General features: G+C 70.8%; 17 protein-coding genes. 8 read left to right on the top strand and 9 right to left on the bottom strand.

What is annotated here, in order from left to right; all coding sequences use genetic code 11:
* The first annotated feature begins 323 nt into the window (after positions 1 to 323).
* Positions 324 to 1,838: a GAF domain-containing sensor histidine kinase gene (locus tag ADL03_RS38765; protein WP_082373854.1), complete on the top strand. Its 1,515-nt coding sequence runs from the start codon at positions 324 to 326 to the stop codon at positions 1,836 to 1,838.
* A complete protein-coding gene (locus ADL03_RS38760) occupies positions 1,829 to 2,482 on the top strand; it encodes a response regulator transcription factor (RefSeq protein ID WP_053738628.1) in 654 nt (217 codons plus the stop codon). The genes ADL03_RS38765 and ADL03_RS38760 overlap by 10 nt, the downstream gene beginning before the upstream one ends.
* Before the next feature lie 3 nt (positions 2,483 to 2,485).
* Here ADL03_RS38760 and ADL03_RS38755 read toward each other — a convergent pair whose 3' ends face one another.
* Positions 2,486 to 3,778 carry a glycosyltransferase family 2 protein gene (locus ADL03_RS38755; RefSeq protein WP_255353450.1) on the bottom strand — a complete coding sequence of 431 codons (1,293 nt, stop codon included), beginning with the start codon at positions 3,776 to 3,778 and terminating at the stop codon, positions 2,486 to 2,488.
* A gap of 377 nt (positions 3,779 to 4,155) precedes the next feature.
* On the opposite strand from ADL03_RS38755, the gene wecB reads away from it, so the two are divergent.
* A complete protein-coding gene (gene wecB / locus ADL03_RS49010) occupies positions 4,156 to 7,164 on the top strand; it encodes a non-hydrolyzing UDP-N-acetylglucosamine 2-epimerase (protein WP_197289032.1) in 3,009 nt (1,002 codons plus the stop codon).
* An 11-nt stretch (positions 7,165 to 7,175) separates the two neighbouring features.
* On the top strand, positions 7,176 to 7,790 hold the full coding sequence (locus ADL03_RS38745; protein ID WP_197289031.1) for a hypothetical protein: 615 nt from the start codon (positions 7,176 to 7,178) through the stop codon (positions 7,788 to 7,790).
* On the opposite strand, the gene ADL03_RS38740 is transcribed toward ADL03_RS38745, so the two are convergent.
* The 7 genes from ADL03_RS38740 to ADL03_RS38710 form a co-directional block, all read right to left on the bottom strand.
* On the bottom strand, positions 7,775 to 9,310 hold the full coding sequence (locus ADL03_RS38740) for an alpha/beta hydrolase (RefSeq protein ID WP_053738625.1): 1,536 nt from the start codon (positions 9,308 to 9,310) through the stop codon (positions 7,775 to 7,777). The genes ADL03_RS38745 and ADL03_RS38740 overlap by 16 nt on opposite strands.
* Before the next feature lie 14 nt (positions 9,311 to 9,324).
* Positions 9,325 to 10,851, bottom strand: a complete 1,527-nt coding sequence (locus ADL03_RS38735) for an alpha/beta hydrolase (protein ID WP_053738624.1) — start codon at positions 10,849 to 10,851, stop codon at positions 9,325 to 9,327.
* A gap of 193 nt (positions 10,852 to 11,044) precedes the next feature.
* On the bottom strand, positions 11,045 to 12,019 hold the full coding sequence (locus ADL03_RS38730) for an ABC transporter substrate-binding protein (protein ID WP_053738623.1): 975 nt from the start codon (positions 12,017 to 12,019) through the stop codon (positions 11,045 to 11,047).
* 17 nt (positions 12,020 to 12,036) lie between these two features.
* Entirely contained in the window at positions 12,037 to 13,074 is a 1,038-nt protein-coding gene (locus ADL03_RS38725) for an ABC transporter permease (RefSeq protein WP_053738622.1), read from the bottom strand.
* Positions 13,071 to 13,835 carry an ATP-binding cassette domain-containing protein gene (locus tag ADL03_RS38720; protein ID WP_053738621.1) on the bottom strand — a complete coding sequence of 255 codons (765 nt, stop codon included), beginning with the start codon at positions 13,833 to 13,835 and terminating at the stop codon, positions 13,071 to 13,073. The genes ADL03_RS38725 and ADL03_RS38720 overlap by 4 nt, the downstream gene beginning before the upstream one ends.
* The gene (locus ADL03_RS50585; RefSeq protein ID WP_304438824.1) at positions 13,832 to 14,863 is read right to left on the bottom strand and encodes a class I mannose-6-phosphate isomerase; all 1,032 of its coding nucleotides are present in this window, start codon (positions 14,861 to 14,863) and stop codon (positions 13,832 to 13,834) included. Before ADL03_RS50585 ends, ADL03_RS38720 begins: the two co-directional genes overlap by 4 nt.
* Positions 14,860 to 15,903, bottom strand: a complete 1,044-nt coding sequence (locus ADL03_RS38710) for a LacI family DNA-binding transcriptional regulator (RefSeq protein ID WP_197289030.1) — start codon at positions 15,901 to 15,903, stop codon at positions 14,860 to 14,862. Before ADL03_RS38710 ends, ADL03_RS50585 begins: the two co-directional genes overlap by 4 nt.
* A gap of 254 nt (positions 15,904 to 16,157) precedes the next feature.
* Here ADL03_RS38710 and ADL03_RS38705 point away from each other — a divergent pair, with 254 nt between their 5' ends.
* The 4 genes from ADL03_RS38705 (at position 16,158) to ADL03_RS38690 (ending at position 22,100) form a co-directional block, all read left to right on the top strand.
* Positions 16,158 to 18,365, top strand: coding sequence for a GH92 family glycosyl hydrolase (locus ADL03_RS38705; RefSeq protein WP_082373852.1), 2,208 nt, complete (start codon positions 16,158 to 16,160; stop codon positions 18,363 to 18,365).
* 28 nt (positions 18,366 to 18,393) lie between these two features.
* Positions 18,394 to 20,649, top strand: coding sequence for a LuxR C-terminal-related transcriptional regulator (locus ADL03_RS38700; RefSeq protein ID WP_053738619.1), 2,256 nt, complete (start codon positions 18,394 to 18,396; stop codon positions 20,647 to 20,649).
* A 111-nt stretch (positions 20,650 to 20,760) separates the two neighbouring features.
* Positions 20,761 to 21,549 carry a hypothetical protein gene (locus ADL03_RS38695; protein WP_053738618.1) on the top strand — a complete coding sequence of 263 codons (789 nt, stop codon included), beginning with the start codon at positions 20,761 to 20,763 and terminating at the stop codon, positions 21,547 to 21,549.
* A gap of 227 nt (positions 21,550 to 21,776) precedes the next feature.
* Positions 21,777 to 22,100, top strand: a complete 324-nt coding sequence (locus ADL03_RS38690; RefSeq protein WP_053738617.1) for a DUF3817 domain-containing protein — start codon at positions 21,777 to 21,779, stop codon at positions 22,098 to 22,100.
* On the opposite strand, the gene ADL03_RS38685 is transcribed toward ADL03_RS38690, so the two are convergent.
* Positions 22,072 to 23,124: a phosphotransferase gene (locus ADL03_RS38685; protein WP_053738616.1), complete on the bottom strand. Its 1,053-nt coding sequence runs from the start codon at positions 23,122 to 23,124 to the stop codon at positions 22,072 to 22,074. The genes ADL03_RS38690 and ADL03_RS38685 overlap by 29 nt on opposite strands.
* Positions 23,125 to 23,161: the final 37 nt, after the last annotated feature.

Genomic DNA, 23,161 nt, shown 5'->3' with positions numbered 1-23,161 from the left:
TAGAGGCTCGAAGTCAAGCCCCAATCGCGATCGTCGCGAAGCGGCGATGAACCCCGAACGTCGTCCCTGCCTGCAAGACCACGGCATCAAGGTGATCGCTCACGTGCCCGAGCCACCCTGGTGCCAAGGTGATCCGCTCACGTGCCCGACCACCCACGGTTGTCAAGGCAACACGGACACAACAAGCCCCCGGCACCAAGGCGACAGACCCCTGCACTCTGAGTAACCCCCTTTTTCACCAGTTGCAGTGACGCTCTCCCCCTTGACTACTCACAGGAGTTACCCTCAGTCATTCGTACGGTGTCTCCCTACCCAAAGGGGGCGTGGATCCCGTGGGCGGCAACCTCAGCACCGACCAGCGTCTCCTCGACGTGGTGCTGTCGTTCGCCGGCACCGACTCCCTTCCCGACCTCCTCCACCTGGTCGTGGAGTCGGCCTGCGACCTGGTCGACGCCCCGTACGGCGCACTGGCCGTCCTCGACGGCCACCGCGAGCTCCTCGAATGGTCCGGGCAGAACCCCGGCCACATCACCACGGGTGACCCGCGCTCGATCGGTGCCGCCGACTTCGTCGGGGTGCCGGTGCTGGTCGACGGGCAGGACTTCGGCAGCCTCTACCTCTCCGGCAAGGCCGTGTTCAGCGAGGGCGACCGGGAGCTCGCCGCCACCGTCGCCGCCGCGGCCGGGATCGCGATCAAGAAGCAACGCGTGCACGACCGGGTGCGGAGGCGGGAGGCGTGGCTGAAGGCGGCCGCCGAGGTCACCACGGAGCTGCTCACCGGCACGACCGGGCGGGAAGCGCTCTACCTCGTGGCCAAGCGGGCGCGCACGGCCGCGAACGCCGACTTCAGTGCGCTCGTGTTGCCCGATCACGCCGGTGAGCTGGTCATCGAGGTCACCGACGGGGGGTCGTACGACGCGGAGGGCATGCGGGTGCCGAAGGACGGCACGGTCAGCTACCGGGTGTACGAGACCGGGCGCGCCGAGTGCCACGAGGCCGGGCGGGTGGAGCTGGTGCCGGGGCCCGTGGTGGTCGTGCCGATGTCGGCGGGGGAGCGGACGCTCGGGGTGTTGATCGTGGCTCGGGCGTGGAGTCAGCCGGCGTTCGAGGACGTGGAGTTGGTGCAAGCGTTTGCGACGCAGGCGGCGCTGGTGCTGGAGCTCACGCAGGCGCAGGGGGACACGGAGCGGCTGGCGGTGCTGGAGGAGCGCGACCGGATCGCCAGGGACCTGCACGACCTGGTCATCCAGCGGCTCTTCGGGCTGGGGCTCGGGTTGCAGGGGCTGACCGGGATGACGACGAAGCCGCAGATCACCGAGCGGCTCGGCGGGTTCGTGGAGGAGGTCGACCACACGATCCGGGAGATCCGCCGGACGATCTTCTCGTTGCAGGAGCCGGTGGCGAACACCACGAGCTTGCGCGGGCAGTTGTTGCGGGCGGTGGCGGACTCCGCGCAGCTGCTGGGGTTCGAGCCGGACGTGGCGATGCGGGGGCCGCTCGACACGGTGGTGCCGGACCGGGTGCGGCCGGACCTGGTGGCCACGGTGCGGGAGGCGCTCACCAACGTCGCCAGGCACGCGCGGGCGAAGCACGTGAAGGTGGCGATCGGCGTCGACCGGGAGATGACCCGGCTGGAGCTCACGGTCAGGGACGACGGGCGGGGCTTGCCGTTGCCCGACGACTCGCCCGGCAGGGCGCAGCACGCCGGTGGGCTGGAGAACATGGCGGCGCGAGCGCGTCGTCATCACGGGCGCTGTTCCGTGGACTCGGTTCCCGGCGCGGGTGTGTGCATCACCTGGCTGGTCCCGTTGGCGCTGCAGGAGGCGAGATGGCGATAGCGGTGCTGCTCGTGGACGACCACGAGATCGTGCGGCGCGGGCTCGTGCAGCTCCTGGCGCAGGCCGACGACGTGGCCGTGGTCGGGCAGGCCGACAGCGCCATGTCCGCGATCACCCAGGCGCCGCGGCTGCGGCCGGACGTCGCGATCATCGACGTGCGGTTGCCCGACGGTGACGGCGTGACGGTGTGCCGGGAGATCAGGAGCCTGGTGCAGCCGCCGCCGGCGTGCCTGATGCTCACGTCCTACTCCGACGACGAGGCGTTGTTCGGCGCGATCATGGCCGGTGCGGCCGGGTACATGCTCAAGGAGGTGTCCGGCAACGACCTCGTGGCCGCGGTGCGCACGCTCGCCTCCGGCGGCAGCCTGCTGCACGCCGGGGTCACCGCGACCGTGCTGCAACGGTTGCGCGGCGGGCCGGAGGAGGACCCCCGCTACGCCGCGCTGAGCCCGCAGGAGAAGCGGATCCTCGACCTGATCGCCGAGGGCATGACGAACCGGCAGATCGCGAACCGGTTGTTCCTGGCCGAGAAGACCGTGAAGAACTACGTGTCGAGCCTGCTGCACAAGCTCGGGTTCGACCGCCGCACCGAGGCGGGTGTCTACGCGGCTCGGCGCAGACGCACCCACCCCGGGACCTTCTAGCGGCTACGCGATCTTCGGCACCGGCGGCGCCGCGGTGGCCGGGAGTTCCTTCTCCGCCAGGCGTTCCGTCTTCGCCCACGCGTTGCGGCCCGCGCAGTGCCGGTAGAGCGCGCGCAACGTGGAGACCGACCCGAGGACCAGGAACAGCGGGTACGCGAGCCCGACCGCCAGGCACCGCAGCACCGGTTCGTCACCGTGCTTGAGCCGGTGCACGACACCCCAGATCAGGCCGGGCAACACCAGCGCGGCGGCCCAGATCGCCACTGCCGCCCCGATGTTCGTGCCGTGCGTGTACAGGCCGCCGAGGTCGGTGCCGGTGGCCTGCGCGTAGAGGTTGACGCCCACCAGCGCCGTGACGAGCAACGTCATCGGCGCCACGAGCCACGGCGCCAGCAGGTACTGGAGGAACTCAAGCAGCGCAACGGATCCGATGCGCCTGGCCCGGACGAGCCTCGGCACGAAACCCAGGCACTGCAGGTTGCCCTGGCCCCAGCGGGTCCGCTGGCGCAGCAGGCGGCGCACGTCGACCAGGCCCTGCTGGGTGATCGTCGCGTGCGTGGCGTACCGGATCCGCCGGCCGGCCAGGTGCACGCGCAGGCCCAGTTCCAGGTCCTCCACCAGACAGGCCGACCACGGCGCGTCGCCCAGGACCGTCAACGTCGACAGCCGGACGAACTGGCCGTTGCCGCCCAGCCCCACCGTGCCGACGACGTCCCGCAGCGACTGGGAGGCGTCCACCACGCAGCCGAACTCCAGGTCCTGCAGGAACGCCAGCAGGTTGTCGCGGTTGTGGATGCGGACGCGGCACTGCACGGCACCGACGTCGCGCTGGGCGAGGTACGCGCTGATCTCCGACAGCATGCCGGGCTCGCCGCGGCCGTCGCCGTCGATCACGCCGATGATCGTGCGGTGCACCGTGCCGGCCTCCTCGGCGATGCCGCGGACGTACCGGTAGGCGTGGTTGAGCGCCTCGCCCTTGCCCCTGCGCGCGTCCGGCGGGGTGCGGCGCAGCACGTGCAGCCGGTGGTCGTCGATCCCGGCGAGGACGTGCGGCGTGCGGTCGTCCGAGCCGTCGTCCACGACGACGACCTGGACCGGTGTGCGCGCCGAGTCCAATGCGAGTGCGGAACGCACCGTGTTGGCCACGACGCGTTCTTCGTTCAACGCCGGAATGATGATCCAGTAGTGCAGCGGATATCGCGAAGGAACGTCCGTTCCGCCCGGTTTCGGCCGCCACCACACGAACAGTGCGAGGACCAGGTTGTAAGTCGGCCAAAAGAGCAGAAGAACGAACATGAACGTCGCGAATTGCGTCGTGCCACTCATGACACAGGCCTGTCTGCAAAAGCGGTCGCGTTCACGAGGAACGCGCTCCGCGTCTTCGGTTCTGCCATTGCGGCTCCCGGTAACGAAGCGCTGGGCCGGTGCGAGATACCAGACGTCAGGGCTGGGAACTGGTGTTCTGGGCGAGACCACGGGCTGGTCGAGCAGTGCGTCAACCGGCCATATCGAGGACGAATGGACCTCCGTTACACGGGGTTCGTGAAGTCGGATCACCGATCCGGCGGCATCCGGCTGGAGCCGGTGCCAATTGATTTGTCGCGATGATCGAGTCGCAGTGGGTGATGACGCACGTACGCCGCGCGTGCCCGGACGGTCCGAAGAGGTAGAAGATGGGACTAAGTGCTCTGGTGCCCGGCCCTCGGCAGTTCCACCGGGACGGTGTTCCTGAAGTTTTCATCATCGCGGGGACAAGACCGGAAGCCGTGAAGATGGCGCCCGTGGCCGCCGCCGTGTTCGCCGGCGGCCGCATCCGGCCCGTGCTCGTCAACTCCGGGCAGCACCCCGAGATGGTCGACCAGGCCCTGGAGTCGTTCGGCTTCGCCGCCGACGTGACGATCGAGCTCCACCGCGTCTCCGGCGGGCAGGCCGAGCTGACGAGCCAGCTGATCGAGGAGCTCGACCGGCTCTACACCGAACGCGCCCCCGCCGCGGTGCTGGTGCAGGGTGACACCACGACGACCCTGGCCGGCGCGCTCGCCGCGTTCTGGCAGCAGATCCCGGTGGTGCACCTGGAGGCCGGGCTGCGCTCGCACGACCTCACCTCGCCGTTCCCCGAGGAGGGGAACCGGAAGCTCGTCGGCCAGCTGGCCTCGCTGCACCTCGCGCCGACCGCGGCCGCCGCCACGCACCTGGCAGCGGAGTCGTTGCAGGGCAACAACGTGCTGACCATCGGCAACACGGTCGTCGACGCGGTGCTGGACGTGGCCGCCCGGCGCGCGCCCTACGGCGACCCGCGGCTGCAGGCGATCGAGCACCGGGTCCACGAGGGACAGTCGCGGCTCCTGCTCGTCACGACGCACCGCCGCGAGTCGTGGGGCGAGCCGCTCGACCGCGTGCTGCACGCCGTGGCGGACATCGTCGCGGCCCGCCCCGACGTCGAGGTCGTGCTGCCCGCGCACCCCAACCCGGCCGTGCGCGGCCAGGTGCTGGACGTGCTCGGCGGCACCCGGCGCGTGACGATCACCGACCCGCTGCCGTACGCGCAGCTCGCCCGGTTGCTCGCGCAGTGCACGCTGGTGCTGTCCGACTCGGGCGGCATCCAGGAGGAGGCGCCGTCGTTCGGCGTTCCCGCGCTGGTGCTGCGGGACGTGACCGAGCGGATGGAGGCCGTGACCGCCGGCTGCGCGGTGCTCGTGGGCACCGACCGCGAGCGCATCGGCTCGCTCGCCCTCCGGCTGCTCGACAACCCCGCCGCACGTGAGGCGATGACCGCCGAGGGCAATCCGTTCGGCGACGGCCTTGCCTCCGTGCGCACCGAACAGGCGTTGGCCTGGCTACTGGGCCTGCAGCAGCAGCGACCCGTTGAGTTCTCCTTACGCGGGCAGCGCCACCGTGCGCATGTCCGGAGAGGTGGATGTGGCATGAAGGCCGGACTTCTCAGGGTGGCCGCCGGGGTCGCCCTCGCTGTCTCGATGGTCCCCGCGCCCGCTCAGGCGGCGGCGCTCCCGCTGACCGAACGGGTCGGTGGGCTCGCCGGCAACGTCCTTCCCGCACCGCCCGCTCCACCGGCCAGGCCGGCGGCGACGAGCAGCCGCACCACCCAGCGCACGTCCCAGCCCGGCGTGATCTCGACGGTGCTCGGCACGTCGGCGCAGGCCGGCACGAACGGCGGCGGCGCGCCCGGCGCGAGGTCGACGCAGAAGACGCTGGTCCTCTACGACAGCACCGGCCCGTGGGCGTGGCTGGGCGAGGCGTACGCGGTGCAGGCGGGCAACCTCGCCTCGCACGGCAGCTCGTACGTCATGCACCCGGTCGCCTCGTACGCCGCCGGGGAGCTCGCCGGCTACACCGGCGTGATCTACATCGGCTCCACCTATGACGAGCCGATCCCGGTGGCGTTCCTCGACGACGTGCTGGCGGGCTCCAGGCCGGTGCTGTGGATGGCGCACAACATCTGGCAGCTCACCGCCCGCGCGCCGAGCTTCCGGACGACCTACGGCTGGACCTGGGTGCAGTACGACTTCGGTGCCGCGACCACCGTCCGCTACGAGAACACCGACCTCGGCCGCAGCCCGCTCGCGACCCCGTCCGGTCTGATGATCACCTCGATCACCGACCCGTCGATCGCGTCGGCGCCCGCGGTCGCGACCGGTTCCGCGGCCGGCCCGATCAACTGGGCCACGAGGTCGAGGAACCTCACCTACATCGGCGAGGTCCCGTTCAGCTACGTCGACCACGGCGACCGCTACCTGGCCGCCGCCGACCTGATCAGCCACGTGGCCAACCCGGCGCTGGTGGACCGCAAACGGGCGCTGGTGCGCATCGAGGACGTCGGCCCCGACGCCGAGCCCGGCGAGCTGCGCGCGGTCGCCGACTACCTGAGGTCGCAGAACATCCCGTTCACCATCGCGGTCTACCCGCGCTTCGAGAACCCGCTCGGCGCCGACAACAACGGCGTGCCGGAGGCGGCGAACCTGGCGCAGCGCCCGCAGGTCGTCAGCGCGCTGAAGTACATGGTCCAGCGCGGCGGCACGATCCTGATGCACGGCTACACGCACCAGTTCGGCACGCTCGTCAACCCCTACGACGGCCGCAGCGGCAACGACTTCGAGTTCTACCTGGCCCACGTCGACGAGAGCGACAACGTCGTCTACGACGGTCCCGTCCCCGGTGACTCGGCCGCGTGGGCGCAGGGCCGGATCAGCTCGGCGACGAGCGCGCTCGCCGCGGCCGGGTTCCCCAAGCCGGCCGTCTTCGAGCCGCCGCACTACGCCGCGTCGGCCGTGGACTACGAGGTGGTCCAGCAGAACTTCGGCAAGCGCTACGACCGCGGCCTGTACTTCGCCGGCTACTGCCCGAACGGCGCGTGCGGCACCGGCACCCCGCGGTACGACAGGATCTACGGCCAGTACTTCCCGTACCTGGTCCGCGACGTCTACGGCTCCGTCGTGGCACCGGAGGCGGTCGGCAACGTCGAGCCGGAGCCGTTCAACAACCACCCCGCCCGCCTACCGGCCGATCTCGTCAAGACGGCGCAACAGCTCAGGGTGGTCGATGATGGTGTCGCGAGCTTCTTCTACCACCCGTACCTCGGTACCGGGTACCTGCAGCAGACCGTCCAGGGGCTGCGGAACGCGGGATACGCGTTCGTGTCCGTCGGCACCGTGATGGCGGGATGACGGGAGGTCACGTGCGGTGGTTGTGGGCGGTGCTGGTTGTGGCCGGGTGTACCACCGGCCAGGCTGGACCGTCCGCGTCCGCCGTGCCGGCGGACGGCTGGGAGGTCACCGTCTACTACACCGCGGTCGAGTCGTTCCACAGTGGACGCGCGGTGCCGGTGCGCGGGTGCCCGGTCATCGACTGCGAGAACGGCGACGAGCCGCTCGGCACGTTCCCGCAGTCGTTCGCCAAGGCCGTGGAGGACGAGGGCACCGGCCGGACGGCGTCCGGCCGGTACCTCAACTGGTCACACGACAAGGGCTACTGGCTCGACTCGGCACCGCGCGACTCGTTCGGGCAGCCGTTGCGGCCGTTCATCTCGGCGGCCGCCGACGGGCTGACGAGGGGCTCACTGGTCAGGCTCGTGTCCTGCGGTCGGACGCCCGAGGGCACGGACCCGGACCCCGCCGTGTGCCGCAAGCTCACGGCGTCGGACTGGGAGATCACCGACGAGTTCACGCCGGGGCTCGGCGGGGACCGGCACATCGACCTCTACGTGGGCGAGGAGACCGGCCCCCTGTTCACCGAGAGCCCCTGGTACACGACCTTCGTGCAGGCCGTGCTGGACGTTCACCAGCCGAGCTGAACCGCCAGCCGGCCGGCCTGCTCCAGCACGCCCGCCTTGCTCGCACCCGGTTCCGGCAGCGGCACGCCGGGACACGTCAGGTCCTTCGCCGGCGTGACCCGGTCGACGAGATAGCGCTCGACGACGTCGTTCACGCAGGCGTTGTCGAACCCGTAGATGCCGTGGTCGCCCTCGTCCCGGACCGTGAGCATCCGCGAGCCCGCGAACCCGGCGTGCGCCTTGCGCGCACCCTCGATCGGCGTGGGGGCGTCGCGTTCGGACTGCACCATCAGCGTCGGCGGGACACCGATCCCGGTGGGCCGCTTGAGGTTCACGTTCGGGCGGTCCCAGAACGCGCAGGGCCCCATGATCTGGTAGTACCCCATCAACGGCCACTTCGCGCCGTCCCGCACGGCGTTGCGCTCCAGGTACCCGCGCCCGCCGCGGAACGGCGTGTCGTTGCACAGGACCGTGTACAGCGTGGCGGTCTGCGCGTCCGGGTAGCTCGCCTGGGAGGTCAGTGGCGCGGGCACCGCACCCGCCAGCTCGGCGAACCTCTGGGCGGTCTGCTCGAACGAGTACTTGCTGTACTGGCCGCGGAAGAGCAGCAGGTCCAGCGTGACCGGGTAGTAGGTGCCGTCCGGCAGCGTGACGGGCTGCTGCGCGAGCTTCGCGCGGGTGCGCTCGTAGCTCTGCCGCACCTCCTCGGCGGTCTTGCCGAGGTGGTACACGTTGTCGTACTTCGCCACCCACGGCAGGAAGTCGACGCGGAAGCGCCGTTCGAAGCCCAGGCCCCAGTCGCCGAACACCGACTGCCAGGGCGCGGTGAACTGGGTGTTCGAGTCGAGCACGATCTTGTCGAGGGTCTTCGGGAAGTAGGTGGCGTAGTAGGCGCCCATCCAGCTGCCGCCGGAGTAGCCGAGCCAGTCGACCTTCTTGCGCCCCAGGAGCTGCCGCAGCAGGTCGAGGTCCTTGACGGTCTGCTCGGTGGTGATGTGGCGGCCGAGCTCGCCGGACTTGGTCTGGCAGAACTTCGCCTGCAGCTCCATGCCGCTGTGGAGCAGGTCGACGTTGGCCTTGCTGCGGTCACGGGGATCGGTCGAGCCGAGCGTGTCGAACATGCCGCACGTGACGTTGCTGCTGGCACCCGTGCCGCGCACGTCGATGCCGATGATCTCGGCGTTCTCGCTGAGCTTCGGCCGGTCCAGGAAGACCAGCGGCATGGTGCGGCCGGGCCCGCCCGGTCCGCCAGGGTTCGTGAACACGGTGGTCTTCGCCGTGCCGGTCTTCGGGCGCGTGCGGCTGACCGCGATGGTGATCGTCTTGCCGTTGCCGGGGTGGTTCCAGTCCATCGGTGCGGTGAACGTGCCGCACTCCAGCCGTTCCGCGCCGGGCGGGAAGCCGGGCGGGACCGGGTCGAAACAGCGCTGCCAGCCGATCCGCTGCGCGGCGAACGGCGTCCGCGCCTGCGCCGGTGGCGCGACCAGCAGCGATGTCGCCGTCACGGCGACGAGCGCCGCGGCGATCTTCTTGCGGTGCATGCGTTCTCCCCCTTCTACCAACCGAGCTGGGCGGCGAGCCGGTGTGCCTGCGTGAGCGGGTTGCGCGCGGTCTCACCGGGAGCGGGCAGCGGAACCCCCTGGCACGTCAGGTCCGCGGCGGGCGCGACACCGTCGACGAGGTAGCGCTCGACGACGTCGTTGACGCACTCGTTGCCGAAGCCGTAGATGCCGTGGTCACCCTCGTTCTCGACGGTGAGCAGCACCGAGCCGCGGAAGCCGCGGTGGGCCCGCCGCGCGCCTTCGAGCGGCGTCGCCGGGTCGCGCACCGACTGCACCATCAACGTCGGGGCGACACCGTTCCCGGTGGGCTGCTTCAGGTTCACGGTCGGCCGGTCCCAGAACGCGCACGGCCCGGCGAGCTGGTAGTGCCCGAAGAACGGCCACCTGGCGCCGTCCCGCACGGCGTCCCGCTCCAGGTACGCGCGGCCGCCCCGGAACGGCGTGTCGTTGCACAGGACTGAGTACAGCGTGCCGCTGGCGGCGTCCGGGTAGCTGGCCTGTGCGCCGAGCTGCTGCGGCGCGGTACCGGCCAGCTGGGCGAGCTTGGTCGCGGCACCGTCGAACGAGCCCTTGGCGTAGAGCGCGGCCCGCGTCGTGAAGTCCAGCGCCACACCGTTGTAGGTGCCCTCGGGCAACGTGACCGGCTGCCCGTTCAGCTTCGCGCGGGTGCGCTCGTAGCTCTGCCACACCTCGTCGGCGGTCTTGCCGAGGTGGTACACGCTGTCGTACTTCGCCACCCACGGCAGGAAGTCGACGCGCAGCCGCCGTTCGAAGCCCATGCCCCAGTCGTCGAACACCGACTGCCAGGGCGCGGTGAACTCGGCGTTGGAGTCGAGCACGATCCGGTCGAGCGTCTTCGGGAAGTAGGTGGCGTAGTACGCGCCCATCCAGCTGCCGCCGGAGTACCCCAGCCAGCTGACCTTCTTGCGCCCCAGCAGCTGCCGCAGCAGGTCGAGGTCCTTCACGGTCTGCTCGGTGGTGATGTGCCTGCCCAGCTCGCCGCTCTTGGCCTGGCAGAACTTCGCCTGCAGCTCCATGCCCCCGTAGAGCAGGTCCAGGTTGGCCCTGCTGCGGTCACGCGGGTCGGTCGAGCCGAACGTCTCGAACATGCCGCACGTGACGTTGCTGCTGGCACCCGTACCGCGCACGTCGATGCCGATGATCTCGGCGTTCTCGCTGAGCTTCGGCCGGTCGAGGTAGATCAGCGGCATCGTGCGGCCCGCACCACCGGGCCCGCCGGGGTTGGTGAACACGGTGGTCTTCGCGGTGCCGTTGCGCGGGGTGAGCCGGCTGACCGCGATGGTGATGGTCTTGCCGTTGTCCGGGTGGTTCCAGTCCATCGGCGCGGTGAAGCTGCCGCACTCCAGCCGTTCCGCGCCCGGCGGTGCCTCCGGCGGGACCTCGGTGAAGCAGTTCCGCCAGGCGATGGTCTGCGCAGGTGCCGCGGACGCCTGTGGTGCGACGAGAAGTGATGTTGCCGTGGCGACGGCCAGTGCGGCCGCTAACTTCTTCCGGCGCATCGGTTGTTCCCCCTTCGGTCGTGGCTCCCAGCCCACCGCCTTCCTGGCTGGGGGACAACGGCTGAAGGTGTTCCCTCGCTACGACTCTGGTCTTAGGCCAACCGGTCACAAGGGCATGACGTGTGTCATTTCCGCTGGCACGCGAAGGGCCGTCCCTCACGTGGAGGAACGGCCCTAGCCGGAACGGGCAGCGTCAGCAGGACTGCTTGTAGAAGTACTTCGAGTTGGCCGAGGCGTCGTCCTTGGTGATCGCCACCAGGTCGGTCTCGATGTCGCGCTTGGTCTGCTTGCCGTCGATCGCCGCCAGCGCCTGCTCGACGCCCTGCTTGCCGATCGTCGCCGGGTCCTGCGCGATCAACGCCTGCACGGTGCCCGCCTGCAGGTCCTGCACCTGCTTGGGCGAGGCGTCGAAGCCGACCAGGCTGACCGCGCCCGTCTTGCCGGCGTTGCGCAGGCCGGTCGCGGCGCCCTCGCCGGTGTTCAGGTTCGTGGCGAACACACCGATGAGGTCCGGGTTCGCCGCCAGGGTCGCGGTGACCTTCGAGGCGGCGGTGGCCGGCTCGTTGTCGGTGTACTGCTGGCCGATGTACCTGAGGTTCGGGTAGGCCTTGACGGCTTCCTCGAAGCCCTTGGCGCGGGCGTCGGTGGTGGAGGTGCCGGCCTTGGTGTTCAGCACGAGGACCGAGCCGGTCTTGCCCGCGGCGAGCTTGTTCAGCGTCTCCGCGGCCAGCTTGCCGCCCTGCTCGTTGTTGGACGAGATCGAGGAGGCGGCGATCGAGGTGTCCTGGAGCTTGGTGTCGACCTCGACGACCTTGATGCCGGCGTCCTTGAGCTGCTTCATCGGGCCGGCCATGGCCTTGTCGTCGGTCGGCGCGATGAGCACCGCAGCCGGCCGGGAGGCGAGGACACCGGTGACGATCGGGGTCTGCTGGGCCGCGTCGAACTTGGCGGGCGCCTGCGTGTCGAACTCGTAGCCCGCGGCCTTCGCCGCGTCCTGGAAGCCGCACTGCATCGAGATGTAGAACGGTTCCGCCGTGATGCCGGGGATCAGCACCAGCTTCTTGTTCGCGGGCTTGTCACCCGAACCCGAGTCACCGATCTGACCGCCGCCGCCACACGCGGCGAGGAGGAACGCGGCCGAGACGGCCACTGCGGAGCGGATCTTCATCAGTCCAGCACCTCTCCCTAACGTTGGTTGCGCGCCCGCCGCCGCGTCTGGTCCAGCCACACGGCGGCCACCAGCACGACCGCCACGGCGATCGGCTGCCAGAACTCCCTGACCCCGATGATCACGAGGCCCTTCTCCAGCACCGCCGGGATGAACACGCCGAAGACCGTGCCCACCACCGAACCCGTGCCGCCGAAGATGCTCGTGCCACCCAGCACGACGGCGGCGATCGCGTTCAGGTTGTCCGTCTCGTGGCCGGTGACGACCGCGACGCGGAAGAACGCGTTGCCCATGAAGCCCGCGAGGCCCGCGAGGGTGCCCGCGAGCAGGTAGACCTTCGTCAGGTGGCCGCGCACCGAGATGCCGACCCGCCGGGCCGCCTCCTCGTTCGAGCCGACCGCGTAGGTGTAGCGGCCGAACCGCGTGGTGGACAGCAGCAGTGCGCCCAGTGCGGTGACGACGGCGGCCACGATCACGATGTTCGGGATGCCGAACCACGTGCCGGAGCCGAAGGTGCGGTTCAGCCGGTCCGGGATGCCGGAGACGTTGGAACCGTTGTTCAGCAACAGGGCCGCGCCCTGCGCCGCGCCGAACGAACCCAGCGTCACGATCAGCGGCGGGATCTTCGCGCGGGAGATCAGCAGGCCGTTCAGCAGGCCCCACACCGCGCCGCTGACGAGTGCGACGAGCAGGCCGAACGCGATCACGCCCCAGCCAGCGCCCGTCGCGTCACCGCCGGACACCGCGTTCATCGCCAGCGCGGACGCGACGGACGCGAACACCAGCACCGAGCCCACGGACAGGTCGATGCCGGACGTGATGATCACGAACGTCATGCCGACCGAGAGCACCAGCAGCACGGCGGTCTCCGCGAGCAGGAACTGCAGCGTGGTCACCTGGAACACCGCGTCCGGCCGGATCGCGCCGAACACCGCGACCAGCACCAGCAGCACCAGGCCGATCCACAGCGTGTTGGCGCCGGTCAGCCGCTTGAGCAACGGCGTGCGCCGCTCGTCCGCCGGAGTTGACAACGTTGTCCGCTCATCGGTGGTCATCCCGCGTTCTCCTGCGACAGCGCGCCGGTCATCGCGCCGACGAGCTCCTCCACGGTGGTGTCCGCGGCCGTGAACCGGGCCACCCTGCGGCCCAGGCGCAGCACCTCGACCCGGTCGGAGACGGACAGCACCTCGGGCATGTTGTGCGAGATCAGCACCACGGCGACGCCCTCGTCGCGCACCCGCCGGATCACGTCCAGCACGCGTTCCCGTTGCACCACACCGAGTGCGGCGGTCGGCTCGTCCATGAACACGAGCTTCGACGCCCACGCGACCGACCGCGCCACCGCGACGGACTGGCGCTGCCCGCCCGACAGCGCCGCGATCGGCACGTCGATGCTCTGCAGCGCCGCGCCGAACCGGCTGAAGTGCTCGGCGGCGTTGCGGCGCATCGCCTTCTTGTCGAGCACGCCCAGCAGCCCCAGCAGGCCCGGCTTGAGGATCTCCCTGCCCAGGTACATGTTCGCGGCCGGGTCGAGGTCCGGCGCGACCGCGAGGTCCTGGAACACCGTCTCGATGCCCCGGTCGCGGGCGTCGTTGGGCGAGCTCAGCGTGAGCGGTTCCCCGTCGAACAGCAGCGTGCCGCCGTTGGGCTGCTCCACCCCGGACAGGCACTTCACCAGCGTCGACTTGCCGGCGCCGTTGTCGCCGATCAGCGACACGACCTCGCCGGGGTAGGCGGTGAACGAGGCACCGCGGAGCGCTTCCACGGTGCCGTAGCTCTTGACGAGGTCCCTGGCCTCCAGCAGCGGTGCCGTCACGGCGCCACGTCCTCCACCGCGGCCAGCACCGGCGGGCGGCAGCGGACCGCCACCAGGTCACCGGACAGCCCCAGCTCACCGGCCGCGTGCGGCACGACGACCGTGCTGCCCTTGCGCACCTCCAGCGCACCGAGCTGGCCGGACCCCTCCAGCACCACCAGCACCGCGAACGACGGCTCCAGCGCGAGGGAGCCCTCCACGTGCAGGCGGTCGGCCTGGAAGAACGGGTGGGCGTCCGCGCCCAGCAGGTCCACCGACGGCGCCCACCGCTCGGACGTCTGGTGCACCAGCCGTTCCAGCGACGAGCCCCAGCCCTGCCGGTCGACGCAGTCCAGCGCCAGGTCGTAGCCCAGGCCGAGGTGAGCGGCGTCGGGGCTGTCGAGGAAACCCCGCCACTCCAGCGTCACCGAGAAGTCGGTCGGCTGCTGCAGCTCGACGATGAACACGCCCTCGCCGATCGCGTGCGGCACACCGGCGGGCACGAACACCGTGTCGCCGGGCCGGACGCCGACCGGGTTGAGCGCGTCGAGCATCGCCGCGCTGTTCTGCGTGGCGACCCACTCGGCCACGACGTCGGCGGGCACCTCGTCCTTGAATCCGATGTAGACGGTCGGGTCGGCACCGGTCGTGCCGATCACGATCCACGCCTCCGTCTTGCCGTGGCGGCAGTTCAGGTGCGTGGCGGCGAAGGCGTTCGACGGGTGGCAGTGCACCGGCAGCCGCTGGCCCGCGTCGAGCAGCTTCACGAGCAACGCCGTGTCCGCGCCGAACTTCGCCACGTGGTCGGCGCCGAGCCACCCGTCCGGGTCCGCCGCGACGGCGTCGCGCAGCAGCACGCCGTTCGGCAACGTCGTCAGCCCCGCATCGGCACGCCCGAAGAGCGTCGTCGTCGACGCCACCCAGTCCTCGGGCCCGAAGTCGGCGGAAGCACCACCGCGCAACGCGGCGATCGCCTCCCCGCCGCGGTAGAACTGCTTCGGCTGGTTCGCCGGCAGGTTGACAGGCTGGTGGAGCACACCAGAACTCACGCGTGGACCTCCCCGGATCCTCGTGGCACCAAGCGCACCGGCAGCACGACGCGGCGCGGTGGCGAGTTGTCGCCGTCCAAGCGGGCGAACAACAAGTCCGTGGCCGCCTTGCCGAGCGCGCTCGCGTCGTGCGCGATCACGGTCACCGGCGGCGACAACAGGTCTGCGAGCTCGAAGTCGTCGAAGCCCACCAGCGCCGGCTTCTCCGCCACCCCCGCGAGCGAGCGCAGGACGTACACGGTGATGCGGTTGTTGCCCGCCACGACCGCCGTGGCCGGCTCGCGCATGGTCCGCAACCGCTGCAACGACGCCGTCACGCTGGCCTCGTCGTGCGGTCCCATCACCACGAGCTCCTCGTGGTACCCGATCCCCGCCCGCACGCAGCCCTCGCGGTACCCGCGCAGCCGCTCGTTCGCGGTGAAGATGTCCGGCGCGTCGCCGAGGAACGCGATGCGCCGGTGCCCGTGCGAGGCCAGGTGCGTGACCGCCTCGACGGTCCCGCCGATGTTGTCCACCAGCACCGTGTCCGCCACGACGTCACCCGCGGGCCGGTCCAGGAACACCACCGGCGTGCCCGCGCGCATCTCCGGCACCAGGTAGCTGTGCTGCAGGCCGGCGGGCACGATCAGCAGCCCGTCGACCCTGCGGCTGCAGAACTCCAGCGCCAGCTCCCGCTCGCGGCCGGGGTCCTCGTCGGACGACCCGGAGATCACCTGTCTGCCCCGCAGGCGGGCGATCTCCTCGACAGCGCGGGTCACCCCGGAGTAGAACGGGTTGCCGACGTCCTCCAGCACCAGCCCGATCGTGCCGGTGGACGAGCCACGGCGCAGGTTGCGGGCACTGAGGTTGCGCCGGAACCCGAGCTGGTCGATGGCCGCCAGCACGCGTTCGGCGGTGGACGGGTGCACACCCGGCTCGTCGTTGACGACACGCGAGACGGTCTTGATGCTCACGCCCGCCAGCCGTGCGACGTCGTTCATCGTCGCGCGGCGGACCTTGCGCTGACCGGCAGCCTGGCCGCTGGGGGACAACGTTGTCATAGTGGCCGTATCTCACCCCGGCCGCCCGCCCTTGTCAACCGTCTCGGAACCGGTCAAGCGCCGCTTCACCTGCCCGGCCGAAGCCCTGACCAGGACAGCTGCGCGCACTGGTCCTGTCAGGGGTGTCGCGGCGGCACCGGTGCCGCCGCGCGGATGATCCTTTGTGGACGATCCACTCCGGTGTCCGCCCGACCTCCCGGGAACCACTCCACGGCACCACTGCACCCGCCCGGTTTCCCGTCTAGGGTGGGACCGTGGACGCACTGGATCCCATTGAGTCGGTCAACACGTTCATCGGCACAAAGGACGAGGGCAACACGTTCCCCGGCGCGTCCATGCCGTTCGGCAAGGCCCACTCCAGCCCGGTCGGCTCGCACTACGCGGGGTACCGCTACGACGACCAGGTGATCCGCGGCTTCGGCCACTTCTTCCTGTCCGGCGCGGGCTGCTGGGAGCAGGGCGGCCTCGTCCCCATCCTGCCCACCCAGGGCCCGTTGCCGAGCTCGTTCGACCACCGGCGGTACGGCGCGAGGTACACCCACGACGGTGAGATCGGCAAACCCGGTTACTACAAGGTGAAGCTGGACCGCGACATCACCGTCGAGTGCACCGCCACCACCAGGACCGGCGTCGAGCGCTACACGTGGGCGAGCGGCGTGAACGGCACCCTGCTCGTCAACGTCGGCCAGGCCAACGACAGGGAACCGGTGTCCGCCAGCGGCATCAGGGTCCTCGACGACCGCACGATCGCGGGAACCGTGGAGACGCAGGCGTTCTGCGGCGGCCGGCCGTACGTCTCCCACTTCACCACGAGGTTCGACCGGCCCTTCCGGGAGTTCGGCACCTGGGGACCGGCCGGTGCCCGGCCCGGTCAGCGCGAGTCGGTGGGCGGCGCCGGGCTGAGGGGTGCCTGGGTCACGTTCGACCCCGGACCGGTCACCGCCGTGACCGCACTGTCCCAAGTGGACGCAGCGGGTGCGGCCGGGAACCTCGCCGAGGCCGAGGGCAAGACCTTCGACGAGCTCCGCAACGAGGCCCAGCAGGCGTGGCGCCAGGAGCTCGGCTGCATCGAGATCGAGACCGACGACTGGGACGAGCGCGCCGTCTTCTACACCGCGCTCTACCACGTGCTGCTCCAGCCGCTGACCGGCAGCGACCTCGACGGCCGGTACCGCGGCTTCGACGACCAGGTCCACCACGCCGACGGCTGGACCTACTACGAGTACTTCAGCCTCTGGGACACCTACCGCGCGCACAACCAGCTCCTCGCGCTGCTCAGAACCGGGCGCAGCAAGGACATCGCGCGCAGCGTGCTGGCCATCCACGAGCAGGGCGGCTGGCTGCCGCGGTGGGCCTACGCCAACCAGGAGACCAACTGCATGACCGGCGACCCGGTCACGCCGTTCCTGGTCGACCTGTGGCGGTTCGGGCACCTGAAGGGCTTCGAGGACCAGGCCTACGCGGCGTTGCTGCAGAACGCCGGCGGCATCCCGCCGCAGCAGTCCCGGTTCCAGGGCCGGTCCGGCAACCCGAGCTACCTCGCGAACGGGTTCGTCCAGTACGACAAGCGCTTCCCGAAGAAGGGCCAGGACACCGACCCGCACCACGGCGCGTCCGCGACCCTGGAGTACGCACTGGCCGACGCCACGCTCGCGATCATGGCGGAGGGGCTCGGGCACGCCGAGGACGCGGACCGGCTCCGCAAGCGCGGCCTCAACCACCGCACCCTGTGGGACCACAGCGTCTCCGACCGCGGCTTCACCGGGTTCCCGCGGCCCCGGCTCGGCAACGGCGCGTGGCTGGACCCGTACACGCCGCAGGGCCCGGAGGGGTTCCACGAGGGCACGGCCTGGCAGTACCAGTGGTTGTGCCGGCACGACCTCCCCGGTCTGGTCACGGCGCTCGGCGGCAAGGCGGCCGCGGAAGCCCGGCTCGACGACTTCTTCGCCTACCAGGACCTGCTGGCCGACCCCGCGCGCACCGTCCGCGAGAAGTGGGTCGTCGGCCCGTACGACTACTACAACCAGTTCCGGTACAACCCGAACAACGAACCGGACCTGCACGCGCCGTGGATGTACGCGCTGATCGGCAAACCGGAGAAGACGTCGGTGGTCGTGCGGGCCGCGCAGACGTTGTTCACGAACGGTCCGGCGGGCGTCACGGGCAACGACGACCTGGGCACGATGTCGGCCTGGTACGTGTTCAGCGCGCTCGGCCTGTACCCGGCCGTGCCGGGCACCGGCGAGTTCGTGCCGCACGCCCCGAAGTTCGCCAGGGCGGTCGTGCACCTGGAGAACGGCAGGGACGTCGTGATCAAGGCCGATGGGGTCGATCTGACGAAAGCGCAGGTGGTGCAGCGCATCCGGGGCGGCTGGCTGTCCCGGCCCAGGGAACGCGTCGAGCTCGCCGAGCTGCAGGCCGGTACCACCCTGGACGTACAACTGGGCACAGTTTCCAACTGAGACACCGAATCGGCCGTAGGCTCACGCAATGGGCACCTGTGCGACGTGCGGCACGCACTTCGCGCCGCGGCCGTCGAGGGCGCGGTACTGCTCGAACGCGTGCCGTCAGCGGGCCTACCGCAGGCGCAGCGCCGGCACGTCCACTGTGGTCGCCGAGCTGCCGGGCTACGCCGACGCGTTCGTCGGCCGGGAGGCCGAGCTGGCGCAGCTGCAGTCGTTGCTGCGCAAGCACAGGATGCTCACGCTGGTCGGGGCGGCCGGTGTCGGCAAGACCCGGCTCGCGGTCGAGCTCGCGAGCCGGCTGAAGCGGGTCGAGGTGCGCACGGTCGAGCTGGGCCGGCTCAGCGGCGCCGACCAGGTGGTGCAGGCGTTCGCGGAAGCCGTTGGGGTGTACCAGCACGCAGGGGTCGCGCTGCGCAGCACGCTGCTGGGCGAGCTGTCGGGCCGCAGGGTCCTGCTGCTGGTCGACAACTGCGAGCACCTCGTGCGGGAGTGCCGCGACCTCGTGGACGCGCTGCTGGCGCGCTGTCCCGGTGTGCAGGTGCTGGCGACGAGCCGGGAGGCGTTGCGCGCCGCCGGTGAGGCGGTCTACCCGGTGCGTGGCCTGGAGGCCGACGCGGTCCGGCTGTTCACCGATCGGGCGGGGTTCACCGCGGTGCAGGAGCACGGCGCCGAGATCGCGGCCGTGTGCGCGCGGCTGGACGGCATCCCGCTGGCGGTGGAGCTGGCGGCGAAGCTCACGAGGTCCGTGCCGCTGAGCGAGCTCGCCGACCACCTCGACGAACGGCTCGACCTGCTCGCCGACGCCGAGGAGGAGACCAGGCACCAGAGCCTGCGCGCGGCCATCGCGTGGAGTCACGACCTGCTCACCGAGCGGGAGAAGGAGCTGTTCCGCAGGCTCGCGCTACTACCCGGCGGGTTCGGGCTCGGCATCGCCCAGGTCGTGCACGGCGCCCCGGTGACCGCGTTGCTCACGGCGTTGCAGGCGAAGTCGTTGGTGGCGCGGGAGAACGACGGCCGGTTCCGGATGCTGGAGTCGGTGCGCCTTTTCGCGGAGGAACGCCTGCGCGAGCGCGGCGAGCACGCCGTGACCGCGGGCCGGATCGTCGACTGGCTCTGCGAGATGGGCGAACCCGGTGCCACGTCGTCGATCCTCGCGCCGGAGCAGGTCGAGGTGCAGCACCAGGAGTACGACAACGTGGCGTACGCGTTCGCTCACCTGGTGTCGCCACAGGACGAACGGCGGCTGATGCTCGCCACGATGCTGTTGCGGGTGTGCCTCGACCGCGGCTACTTCGCCGAGGCCGGCGCCGTGCTGATGCAGGTGCTGGACCAGACGGCGGCCGACGCGCGCTACCGCGTCCTCGCGCTGGAGTACGCGTCCTTGCTGGCAGGACACGAGGAACGGCACGTGGAAGCGGTGAAGTACGCCGTGGAGGCGATCGAGACGGCGCAGGCCGGTGGGCAGGAACTGGTCCTGTGCCGGCTGCACCGCACGCTGGCGGGCGCCTACGACGGGATGGGCGATCTTCCGAACAGCGCAGGGGCTTTGCGCCGGTCAATCGAGTACGGCGTACGCAACGGGAACGACGTGAGCGTTGCCCTGTCCAGCCAGAACCTCGGCTGGATTCAGCTGGTGCGCGGTGACCCGGACGCGGCCGACGCGCTGGTCGAGGCGGCGTTGCCGGTGCTGCGGGCCCGCGCCCGCCCGGACATCGCCGCCGTCGCACTGCACACCTCCGGCTGCGTCGCACTGGAACGCGGCGACCTGGCCGCAGCCGGTGCGCGGTTCGCCGAGAGCACGCGGATGTCCGCGCCGGCCTCGCGCGCGGTGCTGGAACCGGTCGAGGGCAGTGCGCTGGTCGCGGTGCTGGCCGGTCGGCACGAGTTCGGCGTGCGGTTGCTGGCCGCCTGCCGGCACCTGCGCACGACGTGGGTCGTCCCGCAGGACCCGTGGTGGGAAAGGAAGATCACCGCCGTGCGGGACCTCGCGCGGGAAGCCTTGTCCCCGGCGGCTTTCGCGAGAGCCGAGCGGGCCGGCCGCGCGATGGACGTCCGGTACGTCGTGGACACCGCGCTGGACGAGGAGGTCCTGCGGGACGCGGTGCTCAGCGACCGGCAGCGGATGGTCGTCGACCTGGTGGCGCAGGGGATGACGAACCTGCAGATCGCCGCCGCACTCGGCATTTCCCACCGCACAGTGGAGTCCCACGTGCACAACGTGAAGACCGCGCTGGACCTGTCCACTCGCGCGCAGCTCGCCGCGTGGGCCCAGTCGAACTGACCGCGGTGGCGCGCGGGGTCCAACTGAGACGTAACGCTGCGGGCCATCCGGATGACTTCGCGTCCCCCGGCGTTCATTGTGAGTACAACCAATGCCAGGACTGGGGGCGACGTGGAACCGTTCCGCCTGCTCCACCCCGACCTCGTGCCGCGGCACCGCGAGTCGTTGCAGCACGCCGCGTCCGTGCTCGTCCGGATGGGCTTGGACGACACGGTCCTGTCGGCCTCGCCCGTGCACCGGCGGCTTGCCCGCGTGGTGCTCGCGAGCAGCGGCGTCGTCGAGTGGGAGCCCGCGCCCGGCGACTTCGGCGACGACCCGCGCCTGGACGTCGTGCGGGTCGGCGGTGACCGCGGCGGCGTGCTGCTGTCCAGCGTCCTCATCGGCTACCTCGACGTGCTCTGCAACGCCACCCGCATGGGCACCTCGATCGGCGAGGACGCCTGGCGCACCCTGCTGTGGGCGCCCACCGCGCTCTTCGACCACGTCCTGCGCCGGCCCCAGGTCGGCATGACCGTGGTGACCCCCGGCGCCGGCACCGACCACCTCCCGTACGAGCGCGCGCAGGCCGGTCAACGCCTCCACCTCGCACTGGTGCAGGCCGCGCGGTTCGCCGTGAGCGGTGTCGTGCGCGCACAGGAGGACCGGCCGCTGGTCGAGGACTGCGTGACCCTCGCGACCGCGTGCCTGCGCGCGGCGACGGTCGCGCTGGTGTTCGCCGGTGACGTCCGTGGCGGACAGGCGGTGCCGGTCGTGGAGACCGCCGAGCACCGCTACCTCTGGCAGGTGCTCGGCGCGGTCCGCGTCGCCGTGCCGCGGGCGCGGTTCGAGCAGTTCGCCGCGGCACTGCGGCGGTTGGGCGAGGTCCACACCACGAGCCCGTTGCTGGTCGCCGGCGGCTGACGGCTCTCGTCTCGACTTCGCTCGTTCCGCCACGCTGCTCGCTGCTCGCTGAGAGCCTGTGGCCGCGCAGCACGAAACCGTTGCAGCGCATCGGTGTGTCCGTCGTGGACGCTTCCGCGCTCGTGGCCGGGTTCGCCGCCTTCCGCATCTTCAAATGGGAGGAACAGGACACAACCGGACGGCCCCGGTGACGTTGTGCTCCCCATCACGGTTCATGATGGGGAGCCATGACGTTCTCCAGCGCGGTTGGACGGTTCCGCATCTTCGCCCTCGCCGAGGCGGTGTCCTGGGCGGGCCTGCTGCTCGGGATGTTCTTCAAGTACGTGGTGGTGCAGAACGAGATCGGCGTCAAGGTCTTCGGCCCGATCCACGGCATCGTCTTCGTCGGGTTCATCCTCGTCACGCTCATGGCGAAGGACCCGCTGAAGTGGGACGCCCGCACGCTGCTGCTGGGCCTGTTCTCCAGCATCCCGCCGTTCGGCACGGTGGTCTTCGAGCGCTGGGCCGCGAAGACCGGCCGCCTCACGGAACCAGCCGCCGGACAGCTCTGAGCTCGGTCTGCGGGTCGCCCTCGTGGTAGATCCGCTCGGACTGCTCGATGTTGTCCAGGAACTCCTGGTACTTCACGGCGTTGTGCAGCCGTGACGCCCTGCTGGCCACTTCCAGCGCCTTGAGCGGTTCGCTGTCCGGGCGGTGCGTCAGCCAGGACTCGCTCCACACCCGGCTGATCACGTCGCGCAGGGCAGGCACGTACTCGGCCAGCCGGCACGCGTCGAGCGCCGGGTGACCCCAGCACGCGTCGGACCAGTCGATCACGACGCCGCCGCTGCGCCAGTTGCCGGGGTGGAAGTCGCCGTGCGTCAGGGTGTCCGGCAGCCCGAACGACGGCATCGGCACGACCGACGGCGTCAGCCGCGGTTCGCCGGCCAGTGCGTGCTGCACGGCGACCCAGCGCGGCACGACCCGTTCGACCATCTCGGGCGTCAGGTTCCAGCAGTTGCCGCCCTCCGCGTCGCTGAGCAGCACCCGGCCCGGCGCGGACGCGAGCACGGCGGGCACGAGCGACGGGTCGTGCGCCGCGACCATCTCGACCACCGCGCCCTCGTCGCAGAAGAACGACGGCACGGCCTTGAGCCACACCGGCCCGTCGGCGGTGGGCAGCCGGTGCACGCTCGACAGGTTCCACGTCCTGATCTGGACGGCGGGCCCGGTGCGGGTGACGGCGGTGTCGGCCCACGCCACCAGCTCCGCGGGGCCGCCGAGGCGCGCCCACGGCAGCCGGTGCTCGGCGTCGGGCGCGGGTTCCTGCGCGGGCAGCAGCTTCGACCGGTCCGGCTCGCCGTGCGCCTCGACGTGGTAGGTGACCGTGCCGCCCCACGGCACCACGCCGCCCTCGACCGACACCAGCCGCAGCACGCTCGTCTCGACGCCCAGCAGCTCCCGCAGCACGGCGTTGACCGGTTCGACGTGGTTCCACTCCGGGGTCGGGACCGGCAGGACACCGGTGCGGCCCGCGAACCCGCCGGGAGTGCTGACGAGTGCGACGACCGAGCGGTCAGGGCGGTCTGGGATCACCCGCACATGACGCCACAGCCGCGGCCGCGTGCCAACC

It is taken from the genome of Nocardia sp. NRRL S-836, assembly GCF_001279525.1.
Classification (GTDB): Bacteria; Actinomycetota; Actinomycetes; order Mycobacteriales; family Pseudonocardiaceae; genus Lentzea.
Note: the sequence above shows the minus strand (reverse complement) of the source record. Positions and strands in the feature narration are given on the sequence as shown.

Excerpts from the sequence above, each read along its gene's own strand:
- ADL03_RS38690 (WP_053738617.1), top strand. The coding sequence starts at position 21,777 with ATGACGTTCTCCAGCGCGGTTGGACGGTTCCGCATCTTCGCCCTCGCC.
- ADL03_RS38700 (WP_053738619.1), top strand. The coding sequence starts at position 18,394 with ATGGGCACCTGTGCGACGTGCGGCACGCACTTCGCGCCGCGGCCGTCG.
- wecB (WP_197289032.1), top strand. The coding sequence starts at position 4,156 with ATGGGACTAAGTGCTCTGGTGCCCGGCCCTCGGCAGTTCCACCGGGAC.
- ADL03_RS38760 (WP_053738628.1), top strand. The coding sequence starts at position 1,829 with ATGGCGATAGCGGTGCTGCTCGTGGACGACCACGAGATCGTGCGGCGC.
- ADL03_RS38725 (WP_053738622.1), bottom strand. The coding sequence starts at position 13,074 with ATGACCACCGATGAGCGGACAACGTTGTCAACTCCGGCGGACGAGCGG.
- ADL03_RS38710 (WP_197289030.1), bottom strand. The coding sequence starts at position 15,903 with ATGACAACGTTGTCCCCCAGCGGCCAGGCTGCCGGTCAGCGCAAGGTC.
- ADL03_RS38755 (WP_255353450.1), bottom strand. The coding sequence starts at position 3,778 with ATGTTCGTTCTTCTGCTCTTTTGGCCGACTTACAACCTGGTCCTCGCA.
- ADL03_RS38740 (WP_053738625.1), bottom strand. The coding sequence starts at position 9,310 with ATGCACCGCAAGAAGATCGCCGCGGCGCTCGTCGCCGTGACGGCGACA.
- ADL03_RS38730 (WP_053738623.1), bottom strand. The coding sequence starts at position 12,019 with ATGAAGATCCGCTCCGCAGTGGCCGTCTCGGCCGCGTTCCTCCTCGCC.
- ADL03_RS38735 (WP_053738624.1), bottom strand. The coding sequence starts at position 10,851 with ATGCGCCGGAAGAAGTTAGCGGCCGCACTGGCCGTCGCCACGGCAACA.